The organism is Solirubrobacter soli DSM 22325 (genome assembly GCF_000423665.1).
GTDB classification, from domain to species: domain Bacteria; phylum Actinomycetota; class Thermoleophilia; order Solirubrobacterales; family Solirubrobacteraceae; genus Solirubrobacter; species Solirubrobacter soli.
In genome coordinates, this window is sequence record NZ_KE384069.1 from 683,589 (window position 1) to 696,250 (window position 12,662).

Annotated in this window: 9 protein-coding genes; 2 read left to right on the forward strand and 7 right to left on the reverse strand. The window is 71.5% G+C overall.

What is annotated here, in order from left to right; translation table 11 throughout:
* Positions 1-59: 59 nt before the first annotated feature.
* From G569_RS53525 to gadC, 6 genes are all read right to left on the reverse strand, one after another.
* Complete coding sequence (locus G569_RS53525; RefSeq protein WP_169542293.1) at positions 60-500, reverse strand: BLUF domain-containing protein; 441 nt, start codon at positions 498-500, stop codon at positions 60-62.
* Between the two features lie 181 nt (positions 501-681).
* Positions 682-1,794, reverse strand: coding sequence for an aminopeptidase P family protein (locus G569_RS0132635; protein WP_037500466.1), 1,113 nt, complete (start codon positions 1,792-1,794; stop codon positions 682-684).
* A complete protein-coding gene (locus G569_RS0132640) occupies positions 1,791-3,107 on the reverse strand; it encodes a dipeptidase (protein ID WP_053227319.1) in 1,317 nt (438 codons plus the stop codon). Before G569_RS0132640 ends, G569_RS0132635 begins: the two co-directional genes overlap by 4 nt.
* 54 nt (positions 3,108-3,161) lie before the next feature.
* Positions 3,162-4,679: an MFS transporter gene (locus G569_RS0132645; RefSeq protein ID WP_028066526.1), complete on the reverse strand. Its 1,518-nt coding sequence runs from the start codon at positions 4,677-4,679 to the stop codon at positions 3,162-3,164.
* Positions 4,679-5,137, reverse strand: coding sequence for a hypothetical protein (locus tag G569_RS0132650; protein WP_053227320.1), 459 nt, complete (start codon positions 5,135-5,137; stop codon positions 4,679-4,681). The genes G569_RS0132645 and G569_RS0132650 overlap by 1 nt, the downstream gene beginning before the upstream one ends.
* Positions 5,134-6,597: a glutamate/gamma-aminobutyrate antiporter GadC gene (gene gadC / locus G569_RS0132655; protein WP_028066528.1), complete on the reverse strand. Its 1,464-nt coding sequence runs from the start codon at positions 6,595-6,597 to the stop codon at positions 5,134-5,136. The genes G569_RS0132650 and gadC overlap by 4 nt, the downstream gene beginning before the upstream one ends.
* Positions 6,598-6,710: 113 nt before the next feature.
* On the opposite strand from gadC, the gene G569_RS0132660 reads away from it, so the two are divergent.
* Both G569_RS0132660 and G569_RS0132665 read left to right on the forward strand, forming a co-directional pair.
* Positions 6,711-7,952, forward strand: a complete 1,242-nt coding sequence (locus G569_RS0132660) for a threonine/serine exporter family protein (protein ID WP_028066529.1) — start codon at positions 6,711-6,713, stop codon at positions 7,950-7,952.
* A gap of 37 nt (positions 7,953-7,989) precedes the next feature.
* Positions 7,990-10,734: a helix-turn-helix transcriptional regulator gene (locus G569_RS0132665; RefSeq protein ID WP_028066530.1), complete on the forward strand. Its 2,745-nt coding sequence runs from the start codon at positions 7,990-7,992 to the stop codon at positions 10,732-10,734.
* Positions 10,735-10,767: 33 nt separating this feature from the next.
* Here G569_RS0132665 and G569_RS64160 read toward each other — a convergent pair whose 3' ends face one another.
* Complete coding sequence (locus tag G569_RS64160) at positions 10,768-12,636, reverse strand: methyl-accepting chemotaxis protein (protein WP_028066531.1); 1,869 nt, start codon at positions 12,634-12,636, stop codon at positions 10,768-10,770.
* Positions 12,637-12,662 lie beyond the last annotated feature (26 nt).

Consider the following 12,662-nt stretch of genomic DNA (forward strand, 5'->3'; position numbering starts at 1 on the left):
CGCCGGAACCGAGCCGCTCCCTTGTACCGCCGGTCGAAGCCGGATCGGACCTCCGGTCCTTACTGCCCGAGGGTCTCGTGCGTGATCGAGTCACGCATGAACGCAAGCACCTCCTCCTGCTCGCTGGTGACGTGCGCGTCGGGCGACACCGCGACGATGCGGCCCTTGGCGGCGTTGCTCACCAGACGCAGGTCGGGCCCGCCGTCCTCGGACACGCGGGCCATGGCCCAGCGGCCGAACGTACGCTCGTCGACGGTGCCCTCCTCCAGAACCGAGACGTCCTCATGACGCGGGTCCTGGGCGATCGACTCGTACAGTTCGCGGACCGCCGCCTCCTCACCCTCCAGCGTTTGCGCGAACGCGTCTTCGGTGATCACGAGGGCCCCGGTCACGCCGAGCCGCCGATTGTTCGTGCGCGCCGTGGTGAAGATCGCGCCGAGCTGTTCGGTCCGATCGGCCTCGGCGATGCGGCTGTGGCTTCGATAGATCAGCCGGAACACCGGCCCTGTCGCGTTGCTCATGGATCCATCCGGTACCAGCGAGCAGGGGGTCACGTCCAGATCGGGGGCCCGATTCCACGATTGCTGCGTGAAGCTGACGTGTTCGAACTCACACCCGCACGGCGGCCGCCGCGACGAGCATCCCGGGCGTGAGACGTGCCGAGCGCGAACACGGTCTCCTTCAGGCGACGATGTGCATGTCGTGGCTGGTGTTGTTGAGCCGCCGTCCGCCGTCCGCGGTGGCGACGACGATGTCCTCGATCCGCACCCCGAAGCGGCCCGAGAGGTAGATGCCGGGCTCGATCGAGAAGCACATCCCGGGCTCGATCAGGCGCTCCTCGCCCTCGACCATGTACGGGGGCTCGTGTGTCGTGATGCCGATCCCGTGGCCGACGCGGTGGATGAAGCGATCGCCGTAGCCGGCGTCCGAGATCACCTTGCGCGCGGCGCGGTCGATGTCCTCGCACGGCACGCCCGGCCGGACCGCCTCGAAGCCCGCCTGCTGCGCGCGTCGCACGATCTCGAACACCTCGCGCTCCTCCTCCGTGGGCTCGCCCACGTGGACGGTGCGGGTGGTGTCGGAGCCGTAGCCGTCCTTGAGCCCGCCGAAGTCCAGGACGACCATGTCGCCCTCCTGGATCGTCCGCTCGCCCGCCTCGTGGTGCGGGTTGGCGCCGTTCGGGCCCGAACCGACGACGGTGAAGTCGACCTGCGAGTGCCCGTGGGCGCGCAGTGCCGCGGCGAGGTCGGCCGCCACCTCGTTCTCGGTCCGGCCGGCGAACCGGACCTTGACGATGTCGTGGAAGCTCTCGTCCGCGGCGGCCCCGGCGGCGGCGAGCCGCTCGATCTCGTGCGCGCCCTTGACCGCCCGCAGCATCGGGAGCTCGGCGGTCATCGAGACGTACCGGGACTCCGGGAGCCGTGCCTGCAGGCCGAGCAGGTGCATCGCCCACGCCGAGTCCGAGATCGCGTAGCTCCCCTTCGGGTCGAGCAGCGGCGCGGCGGCGTCGTAGGGATCGGTGCCGTCGGTCCAGTCCGAGATCGTCGTCGCGGCCGCGCCCACGGCGGCCTCGGCGTCAGGGCGTTCGAGGATCGGGACGAGCAGCTGCGGGTCGCCGTCCTGCCGGCAGACGAGCACGGTCAGGCGCTCGGTGATCGCGGTCGGCTGGTAGGCCGTCATGTAGACGAGGTCCGGCCCGGGGGTGATCAGCACCCCGGTCAGCCCCGCCCGCCCGGCCTCGGCGACCGCGCGGCGCATCCGCTCCGCATAGTCGGCGGTGGTGAACTCGATCATCGCGCGCCGTACTTCTCGAGGAACAGGGCCTCCGACAACGCGAGGAGCTCGATCTCGGACGGGTCGACGCTCTCGTTCGGAGCGTGGATCAGGCAGCGCGGCTCCTCGACGCCGAGCAGCATGATCTCGGCGTCCGGGTAGGCGTCCGCGAGCACGTTGCAGAGCGGGATCGAGCCGCCCTGGCCCTCGGTCGTCTGCTCGTGGCCGTACGCCTCCTGCATCGCCGCGCGCATCGACGTGTAGCCCGGGCCGTCGAGCGAGCCGATGAACGGATCGCCGACCGCGACCCGCTCGATCGTGCAGCGCAGCCCCCACGGGACCCGGCTGCGGAGGTGCTCGACGAGCGCGTCCTGGGCCTGGAGGCCGCCGATGCCGGACGGGATCCGCAGGCTCACCCGCGCCGAGGCCGAGGACTGGATCGCCGCGGAGGAGCCGATGACCGGCGGGACGTCGATGCCGAGCACGGTCGCCGACAGCCGCGACCAGAGCATGTCCGACACCGAGCCGTCCCCCATCAGCTCGACCCCGTCGAGCACGTTGGCGTCGGCGCGGAACTGCTCGGCCGTGTACTCCACGCCCGTCCAGCGCCCGTCGTTGGCGAGCCCGTCGATCGTCGTGTTGCCGTGCTCGTCATGCAGCGTCGCCAGCACCTGGATCAGCCCCAGGACGGGGTCGGGCGCGGGCCCGCCGAACATGCCGGAGTGCATCGGGCTGCCGAGCGCCTCGAGCTTGATGTCGATGCTCGTCATGCCGCGCAGGGTCGTGGTCAGCGTCGGCACGCCGACGGCGAAGTTGCCGGTGTCGACGACGAGGATCGTGTCGGCGCGCAGCAGCTCGACGTTGTCCGGCACGAACTCCTCCAGGCCGCCCGTGCCCTGCTCCTCCGAGCCCTCGCAGATGAGCTTGATGCCGCACGGGAACCCGCCATTGGCCTGCTTCAAGGCCCGCAGCGCCGTGAGGTGCATGACGATGTTGCCCTTGCAGTCCGCCGAGCCGCGCCCGTACCAGCGGCCGTCGCGCTCGGTCAGCTCGAACACCGGGACGGTCCACGCGTCCTCGCCCAGCGGCGGCTGCACGTCGTAGTGGCAGTACAGGAGCACCGTGGGCGAACCCTCCGGCCCGGGCGCGTACCCGTGGACGCACTTGGACCCGTCGGGGGTGACCGACGTGGCGACGTCCTGCAGGCCTTCGGCGGCGAACGCCTCCGCCACCCAGTTCGCCGCCTTCTCGCATTCCTCCGGCGGGAACTGCTTGGGGTCGGCCACCGACTGGAACGAGACGAGCTCCGCCAGGTCGTCCCGTGCGCGGTCCATCAAGCCTCCGACCGCGGCGCGTAGTTCCTCAACGGGCACAGGTTCTCCTTTTCGTCATGCGGGAACGGCCGACGTGGACGTCGACGTGGACGTTGCCGTAGGCGGCGGCACCGGGATCGTGTGCAGGCTCGCCGCGGCCGCGGCGGCGCGGTCGACGGCGCGGCCGTGGTCGCGCGCACGCAGCCGTCGCAGCAGCACGACGAGCGCGATCCCACAGGCGCACCAGATCGCCATCGTCAACGACGCGGCGCCGAGCCCCGCGGCCAGCGCGTCCGCCTTGGACTCGCCGTCCTGCACGTGGCTGTTGATGACCGAGTTGAAGATCATCGCGATCGCCGCCACGGCGACCGAGCCGCCGATGTAGCGGGCCATGTTCGAGATGCCGGAGGCCTGGCCGACCTGATCGGCGGACACAGCCGCCGTCGAGCCGGACGAGGCCGGGCCGTTGGCGATGCCGAGGCCGACGGCCAGCGCGATCAGCGGGAGGACGAACGCGCCGTAGGCCCACGAGGACTGCACGAACGCGAGCCAGGCGAACCCGGCCGCGGACAGGATGAACCCGAGGGCGACCGCGCGAGCACCGCCGATCTTCGTGGCCAGCGGGGCGATCGCCGGGGTGATGGCGATCATGCCGGCCGCGGCGGGAAGCGTCGCCAGGCCTGCCTGGAACGCGTTGAAGTCCAGGGCCGCCGGGTCCTGGAAGTACAGGCTGAGCACGTACATCAGCCCGTTGATCGTCCCCGCCACGATCAGGATCGCGAGCGTCGCGCCGACCAGCACCTGGTTGCGCAGCAGGTGCAGGTCGACGAGCGGCGCCTTGGCCCGCTGCTCGACCCGCACGAACGCGAAGGCGGCCAGGATCGAAACGGCGAAGCAGCCGAGCGTCGCCACCGAGGTCCAGCCCCAGTCGACGCCCTTGCTGAGCGCGAGCACGAGGGGTGCGAGCACCAGCGCGATCAGCACCGAGCCCAGGTAGTCGATCGAGCGCGAGCGCGTCGGGTCCGACGACTCCGCGACGCGGCTGAGCGTGATCGGGACGCAGATCGCGGCGATCCCGGCGTCGATCCAGAACAGGCCCTGCCAGCCGGTCGCCTCGACCAGCACGCCGCCGAGCAGCGGGCCGAGCGCACCGCCCGCCGCGGAGGCCGCGCCCCAGAAGGTGATCGCCTTCAATTGCCCTTTGCCCGAGGAGGCGACCGAGAGCAGGCTCATGCCGCAGGCGAGGATCGTGGCTCCGGACGCGCCCTGGATCATGCGGCCGCCGACGACGCCCGCGGCGCCGGTCGACAGCGCGATCAACACGCACGAGGCGATGAAGAGCGCGAGCCCCGCGAGGAAGACCTTCCGGCGCCCCAGCACGTCGCCGAGGGCGCCGGACGTGACGATCACGGCGGCGCCGACGAGCGAGTAGCCGGTCACGGCCCATTGCAGCTGGGCGACGGGTGCGCCGACGTCCTCGCTGATCGACGGCAGCAGGATCGTCACCGCCGACGTGTTGGCGTTCACCACCAGCGCGGAGACGCAGGCGGCAAAGAGGACCCCGCCGGCAGCGGGGCGGTCGGGCCCAGGCATCAGGTCTTGATCACGTTGTCGGTCTTGAGCTGGTCGATCTTGTCCTGGTACTGCTGCGCCTTGTCGGGGCAGTACGTCTGGAGGATCAGCAGCTCACCCTGAAGGATCCGGGCGTCGACGATCACCGGCCGGCGCCCGATGTTGGCGCCGTTGGAGAGCTGGTCGAGGAGGTGCGCCTTGCCCAGCGCGTTGAGGGGGTTGGCGCAGACCGGGCCGCCATCCGTACCCAGCGCGCGGACGATCAGATCCTGGTCGGGCGCGGTCAGCCCCGCCTGCTGGTATTTCTGCGTGAGGTCCTGCGCGAGGCGCTCGGACTGGCGGTTCTCCGGCCCGCCGTTGTAGGTGAACAGGCCGATGATGGCCAGCACCACCACGACGACGCCGATGATCCAGTACATCGTCGAGAGGTTGCGCTCGACCTCCTCCTTCTCGTGCGGGTTCTGCTCGATCGCGGTCACGACTTCACCTCCGCGTCCGCCTGCTGCCAGCTCGGCTTGCGGAACTTCAGGAACAACCAGGGCGGGAGGAGCCCGAGCAGGACGGTGCCGCCGAGGATCAGCGCCACGTACGCGCCGGTGCTGCCGTTCTCGAACTGCGACGGCGGGACGAAGCCGATCAGGATCGCCGCCGCCGAGGCGAGGAAGCCGACCACGCACAGGAAGCTGAGCGCCGGCGCCTTGTAGCCGCGCTTGACGTCGGGCTGGCGGCGGCGCAGGTTGACCGCCGCGATGAACATCAACAGGTACACGATCAGGTACACCTGCGTGGTCATCACGCTCAGGATCCAGTAGGCGCTCGAGACATCCGGAATGAGCGCGTACATCAGCGCGATCACGGTCGTGATCGCGCCCTGCACCACGAGGATGTGAACGGGGATCTCGTGCTCGTTCATCGCCTGGAAGAACGGCGGCAGGTAGCCCTCGCGACGGGCGATCAGCAGCAGGCCCTTGGACGGCCCGGCGAGCCACGTGAGCATGCCGCCGGCCGACGCGCAGATCAGCGCGATGGCGACGATCGGCACCAGGAACGAGAGGTTGAAGTTCGCGAAGAACGCGCTGAAGGCCTGCATCACGCCGGCGGTCAGGCTCAGCTCCTGCGCCGGGATCACCCAGCTGATGGCCAGCGCGGGGAGGATGAAGATCAGCAGCACGAGCCCGATGGCGAAGAACATCGCCTTCGGGAACTCGCGACCCGGGTTCTTCAGCGAGCTCACGTGGACCGCGTTCATCTCCATCCCCGAGTAGGAGAGGAAGTTGTTGACGATCAGCACGAGGCTGGCGATACCGGTCCACTCCGGGAACAGGTGGCTCGCGTTCATCGGCGCGGCCGACGTGTTGCCCTGCAGCAGGTAGACGATGCCGAGGATGACGAGGATCGCGCCCGGGATCAGCGTCCCGATCAGCAGCCCGCTGGACGCGAGCTTGGCGATCCCGCCGGTGCCGCCCCTGGCCGACACGAACACGCCCGCCCAGAAGACCACGAGGATGACGACGCCGGTATAGACCCCATTGGTCGCGAGATCCGGATTGAACACGTACGCCAATGTGCTGGCCACGAACGCCAGCAGCGTCGGGTAGTAGAAGATCGTCATCGCGAACTGGCACCAGACGGCCAGCAGACCCCACCTGGCGGACATGCCTTCGCTGACCCAGCGGAAGACCCCGCCGCTCCACCCGGACGCCAGCTCGGCGGCGACCAGCGCCTGGGGGAGCAGGAACACGATCGCCGGCACGATGTACAGGAACACGCACGCCAAGCCGTAGACGGCCATCGTCGGCGCGCTGCGCAGGCTCGCCACCGAGGACGTCGTCATGAACGCCAGCGTCAGCCACGTGATGTACGTGGGTTTGACGAGCGCCACTCTGGCCGGCTTGACCGCGGCTGGTGCCTTGCCCGCCGGCACGTCCATCGATGCCATTTCGAAACGACCTCCCTCGACGCTGGTGACTCGAACCGTTGCGCGGTCAGGGAGAGCCGCATCATCCATATGGGGTGATTCGGTCCACTTAGGGCCTTGCCAGCGTGTTGGCGGTGGCGGTCACGCGGTCAGAGCCGGCGGTCCAGTTCATCGTCGAACTGGCCTCGGCGCTCAACGAGGCGGGCGAGTCGGTCACCCTCAACCAGCGGCGAATGGACCGCATCGCCGCGGCCTACGACGCGGGCGACGCGCAGGTCGCGGTGATGCCGAACATGGTCCTGGCCGCGGGCCGGCATGGGGCCGCCGTGCTCGCGCACGGGGCCGCCAGCGGCGACCCGATCCAGCGGCTCGATCGCGCGGGCGCGATCGAGGACGTCGCCAAGCTCGCGGAGCGGGGGGCGATCGACCCCGACGACGGCTTGCGGCGGCTGGACGAGATCGCCGTGATGCGGCATCGGTTCGGCGCTACCGGCGTGATCGTGGGGCACGCGGTCCTGACCGTCGGCCTGGCGCTGATCCTGCAGCCCACTCCGGTGGCCCTCGGCATGGCGGCGGTCTTCGGCGCGTTCGTCGGCGCGCTGAAGCTCTACGCGCGCCACACGCAGACGATCGGCGTCCTGCTGCCGGTCGCGGCCGCCACGCTGGTCAGCGCGCTGGCCTTCTGGTTCGCGCCGGACCGGACGATCGACGCCTCGATGCGCGTCCTGATCCCGCCGCTGGTCACGTTCCTGCCGGGCAGCCTGCTCACGACCGCGACCCTCGACCTCGCCGCCGGCGAGGTGATCAGCGGCTCCAGCCGACTCGTGGCCGGAACGATGCAGCTCGTCCTGCTCACGTTCGGGATCGCCGCCGGCGCGACCATCGCCGGGGTCTCGCTCGACGAAGCGATCACCAACGAGGCCAAGAACACGCTCGGCGACTGGGCGCCGTGGCTCGGTGTCGTGGTCTTCGGCGTCGGCTGCTTCGTGCACTTCTCCGGCCCGCCACGCGCGCTCGGCTGGCTGCTGCTGGTGCTGTTCTCGGCCTACGCCGGCCAGCAACTCGGCGGGCGGCTGGTCTCGGAGACCCTCGGCGGGTTCTTCGGCGCGCTGATCGTCACCCCGGTCGCCGCGTGGGTGGCGACCCGCCCGACCGGACCGCCCGCGCTCGCCACGTTCCTGCCCGCCTTCTGGATCCTCGTCCCGGGCGCGGTCAGCCTGATCGGGATCGCCGAGTTCGTCGGCACCGGTCGCGAGTCCGGTCTGGACCACTTCTTCAACGCCCTCGACGTGTTCATCGCGATCTCGGTCGGGGTGCTCGTCGGAAATGCCTTGGTTCTCCGCTATACAGCACGATCTGTACGTAAAGCACATTGACTCGTGGCTGTGATTTGTCTACCGTCGCCCGCGATTCATGGCGAAGCGTGGAGCGCAGGGAGTGCTGCTGGGCCGGCGTCAGGAATGCGCCGCGCTGGACCAGTTGCTCGTCGACGTCCGCGAGGGGCGCAGCCGCGCGATGGTGATCCGGGGCGACGCCGGCGTCGGCAAGTCCGTGCTGCTCGACCACGTCGCCCGGCAGGCGAAGGGGTTCACCGTCGTGCGCGCGTCCGGGGTCGAGTCCGAGATGGAGCTGGCGTTCGCGGGCCTGCACCAGTTCTGCGGGCCGCTGCTCGCCCACCGGGAGCGGCTGCCGGCGCCGCAGCGCGACGCGATCGCGACCGCGTTCGGCCTGAGCGCGGGCGGCTCGCCGGATCGCTTCTTCGTCGGTCTCGGCGTCCTCGGGCTGTTGTCGGAAGCGGCCGAAAGCGTTCCTGTCGTGTGCCTGGTGGACGACGCGCAGTGGCTCGATCGCGTGTCGGCGCAGACGCTCGCGTTCGTCGCCCGCCGCCTCGTCGCCGAGTCGGTCGCGATGGTCTTCGCCGTCCGCGACGACAACGGGCACGACGAGCTCGAGGGCCTGCCTTCGCTGGTCGTCCGTGGTCTGCCGGACCGCGACGCCCGCGCGTTGCTGGACTCGCAACTGCGCGGTCCGCTCGACGACGGCGTTCGCGACCGGGTCGTCGCCGAGGCGCGCGGGAACCCGCTGGCGCTGCTGGAGCTCCCGCGCGGGATGAGCGTCGAGGAACTCGCGGGCGGCTACACGATGCCGTCCGCCGAGCCGCTGGCGGGCCGGATCGAGGAGAGCTTCGTGCGGCGGCTCGACGCGCTGCCCGAGGAGACCCGGCGGCTGGTGCTGATCGCCGCCGCCGAGCCGGTCGGGGATCCGGCGCTGGTCCTGCGCGCCGCGGCCCGCCTCGACCTCGATCGCGGCGCCGCGGAGCCCGCCGACGCCGCCGGGCTGCTCAGCTTCGGCGCCCACGTGCGGTTCCGCCATCCGCTGGTCCGCTCCGCGGTCTACCGGGCCGCGTCGCAGGAGGACCGCCAGCGCGCTCACCGGGCGCTCGGGGAGGCCACCGACCCGGACCTCGACCCGGACCGTCGCGCCTGGCACCGCGCGCAGGCGGCGACCGGCCCGGACGAGGAGGTCGCCGCCGAGCTCGAGCGCTCCGCCGGGCGGGCGCAGGCGCGCGGCGGGTTCGCCGCGGCCGCGGCATTCCTCGAGCGCGCGGTCGAGCTCACCCGCGACCCGGCCCAGCGCGCCCGCCGCGCGCTCGTCGCCGCGCAGTTCAAGCACCAGGCCGGCGCGCCCGAGGCCGCGCTCGCGCTGCTGGCGATGGCGCAGGCCGGGCCGCTCGACGAGCTCCAGCACGCCCGCGTCGATCTCGTGCGCGGCCAGATCGCGTTCGCCGTCAGCCGCGGCACCGATCCTCCGCGGCTGCTGCTCAGCGCCGCGCGGCGGCTCGAGGCGCTGGACGACCGGCTCGCGCGCGAGACCTACCGGGATGCGCTCAATGCGGCCTGGTACGCCCGCCGCTCCGATGGCGACGCCGGACCGGTGGAGGTCGCCCGCGCGGTGCAGGCGATGCCGCCGGCGGCCAACGGTGCCCGCGCGACCGACCTGCTGCTGAAGGGGTCCGCGCTCCTGGTCACCGACGGGCCGGCCGCGGGGGCGCCGCTGCTGCGGCGCGGGCTGACCGCCTTCCGGAGCGCCACGATGCCGACCGACGAGCGGCTGCGCTGGATGTGGCTCGCCTGCCGCTCCGCGCACAACATCTGGGACGCCGAGCTGTGGGACGCGCTCTCGGAGGAGTTCCTGCGGCTGGCGCATGACGCCGGGGCATCGAGCCTGCTCGGCCATGCGTCGGCGATGCGCGCCGGTGTGCGCCTGTTCGCGGGCGAGCTGAACGCCGCGTGGTCGCTCGTGGGGGAGGAGGAGGCGATCCAGAAGGCGATGGGCATCTCGCGGCCGTCGTACCCGGGCGTGTCGGTGTCGGCCTGGCAGGGCCGCGAGTCCGAGGTGCGCGCCCGTGTCGACAGCAACACGGGCCGGGCGGCGCAGGTGGGCGAGGGGCAGTGGTCGACGCTCGTGCACTGGGCGAGCGCGACGCTCTACAACGGCCTCGGCCGCTACGAGGACGCGCTCCACGAGGCCGAGCGCGCCGTCGAGGCCCCGCGCGAGTACGGGATCGCCAGCTGGGCGCTGCCGGAGCTCGTCGAGGCGGCCGTGCGCTGCGGCCGGCCGGCAGCAGCCGAGCCGGCGCTCGCCCGGTTGTCGGAGCTCACCCGCGCCGGCGGCGCCGACTTCGGGCTCGGCATGGAGGCGCTCTCCCGCGCGCTCGTGGAGGAGGACGAGGCGCTGTTCGAGGAGGCCGTCGCGCGCCTCGACCGCCGCCCGACCACGGCGTTCCTGGCCCGCGCGCACCTGCTCTACGGCGAGTGGCTGCGGCGCGAACGCCGGCGGGTGGACGCCCGCGCGCACCTCGGCGCCGCCCACGAGCTGTTCGCCACGATGGGGGCGGCCGGGTTCGCCGACCGCGCTGAGCGCGAGCTGCGGGCGACCGGAGCGACCGCCCGCAAGCGCACCGTCGAGAGCCGGGACGAGCTCACGCCGCAGGAGCTGCAGATCGCTCGGCTCGCCCACGACGGACTCTCCAACCCCGAGATCGCCGCCCGGCTGTTCATCAGCCCGCGGACCGTGGAGTACCACCTGCACAAGGTCTTCTCCAAGCTCGACATCGGGTCGCGCAACGAGCTCACCCGCGTCTTCTCGCGGGCGTGACGGGGCGGCCTCGACGGCCGCCCCGTGTGCTGTCTAGACCGTGATCTTGAACTGGCGGACGAGGCGCTCGAGGTCCTCGGCCGTGGTGGCGAGCTCGGAGGCGGAGGAGGAGATCTCCTGCGCCGACGCGCTCGTCTGCTCGGTCGAGGCGGAGACCTGCTCGGCGGAGGCCGAGGAGGACTGCGCGACGTCGGCGACCTGGACGATGTCGCCCTGCATCTGCTCGGCCTCGGCCGAGATCTGCTGCACGGACGAGGCGATCTCGACCACGCGCTGGGACATGTGCTCGACGGAGGCGCCGATGCGCTCGAAGGCGTCGCGGGCCTCGGCGACCGTGTTGACGCCCCGGTCGGTGAGCTTGCCGCTCTCGGCGACGACCGAGACGGCCTTGCCGGTCTCGCGCTGGATCTCCTCGATCAGCGTGGAGATCTCGGCGGCCGCGGCCTGGGAGCCCTCGGCCAGCTTGCGCACTTCCTCGGCGACGACGGCGAAGCCCTTGCCCTGCTCGCCGGCGCGGGCGGCCTCGATGGCGGCGTTGAGGGCGAGCAGGTTGGTCTGCTCGGCCAGGCCGGTGATCGTGTCGACGATGCCGCCGATCTTCTCGGAGCGGGCCGACAGCTCCTGGATCGCGCTCGAGACCTCCTGGGAGGCGTCGGCGACCTGGCGCATCGCGTCGGAGGCCGAGTTGGCGGCCTCGACGCCGTGCTCGGCGACCGCGCGCGCCTCGTCGGCGGCCTTGGCGGTCTCCTCGGCGGTCTGGGCCGAGACGCTGGCCGCGCGGGCGGCCTCGGCGGCCGACGAGCGGGCGGACTCGACGACGCGGACCTGCGTCTCGGCGCCGCGGGCGACCTCGCCGACGGCGGAGGCGATCTCCTCGATCGCGCGGGTCGTCTCGTCGGACGTCTGCGCCATCTGCTGCGACGCGGCGGACACCGTGCCGGCGGAGATCGACACGTGGCCGATGGTCTCGCCGAGCTTGGTGCGCATCGCGTTGTAGGACTCGACGGAGCGGCCGGCGTTGGAGAGCATCGCGTTGAAGGTGGTGCTGAGGCGGCCGAGCTCGTCGTCCGCGGTGACCTCGACCGGGGTGGTCGTCGTGGCCACGGTCTGCGTCAGGTCGCCCTCGGCGCAGGACTCGAGGCCGGCGGACAGCGACTCGAGGTCCTTCTTGTTGAGCGACTCGAGCCGCTTCTGGAGCGCGTGCACCGGCCGGGTGACCGAGCGGGTGACGATCACGGCCAGCGCGAGCGCGACGAGCACGCTCAGCAGCGCGGCGATGAGGATCGAGCGCTTGGTGGCGGCGATCGCGTCTGACGCCTTCTTGCCCTCGCCGCCCGCGTAGGCGATGACGCCCTTGGAGCTCGCGGCGACGCCCGCGGCGATCTGCGGCTGGAGCTTGAGGATCTGCTCCGTGTAGAGCGTGCGCGAGGTGGTGCGCTCCTCGACGTTCTTTACGGTCTCCTCGCGCGAGGCCTGGATCGCCTTCTTCTGCAGGCCGACCAGCGCCATGTATCCATCGCGCAGCTTCTTGACGCCGTCGGCGGCCTTCACCGTCTCCGGGTCCGTCGCCTGGCTCAGGACGGCGATCATCCCTTCGAACGCCTTCTGGTCCTGCGCGGTGAGGGCGTCGAACTGCTTGGCGACCTTGTCCTGGCTGGCCAGGTCACCGTCATAGACGTAAAGGTGCTGGGCCACGAGCTGGCCCTCCTCCGGCGCGCGGGCGGCGATGCCGTCCACGGTGGCGGTGTACTGCGGGACGTCGACGGCGAGGCCGTGGACCTTGGTGTCGAGGTTGCCCGTCGACTTGAAGGCGACGACCGAGACGACCAGCAGCCCGAGCGCGAGGGCGCCGAAGGCAATACCGAGTCGGACGGCCAGACGCAGATTGCGGAGCTTCTGCATGGGGTCCTTGGGGTGAGGCGGGGTAC

Coding starts and splice junctions, on each gene's coding strand:
- G569_RS0132635 (WP_037500466.1), bottom strand. CDS start 1,794: ATGATCGAGTTCACCACCGCCGACTATGCGGAGCGGATGCGCCGCGCG.
- G569_RS0132640 (WP_053227319.1), bottom strand. CDS start 3,107: ATGGACCGCGCACGGGACGACCTGGCGGAGCTCGTCTCGTTCCAGTCG.
- G569_RS0132645 (WP_028066526.1), bottom strand. CDS start 4,679: ATGCCTGGGCCCGACCGCCCCGCTGCCGGCGGGGTCCTCTTTGCCGCC.
- gadC (WP_028066528.1), bottom strand. CDS start 6,597: ATGGCATCGATGGACGTGCCGGCGGGCAAGGCACCAGCCGCGGTCAAG.
- G569_RS0132665 (WP_028066530.1), top strand. CDS start 7,990: ATGGCGAAGCGTGGAGCGCAGGGAGTGCTGCTGGGCCGGCGTCAGGAA.
- G569_RS64160 (WP_028066531.1), bottom strand. CDS start 12,636: ATGCAGAAGCTCCGCAATCTGCGTCTGGCCGTCCGACTCGGTATTGCC.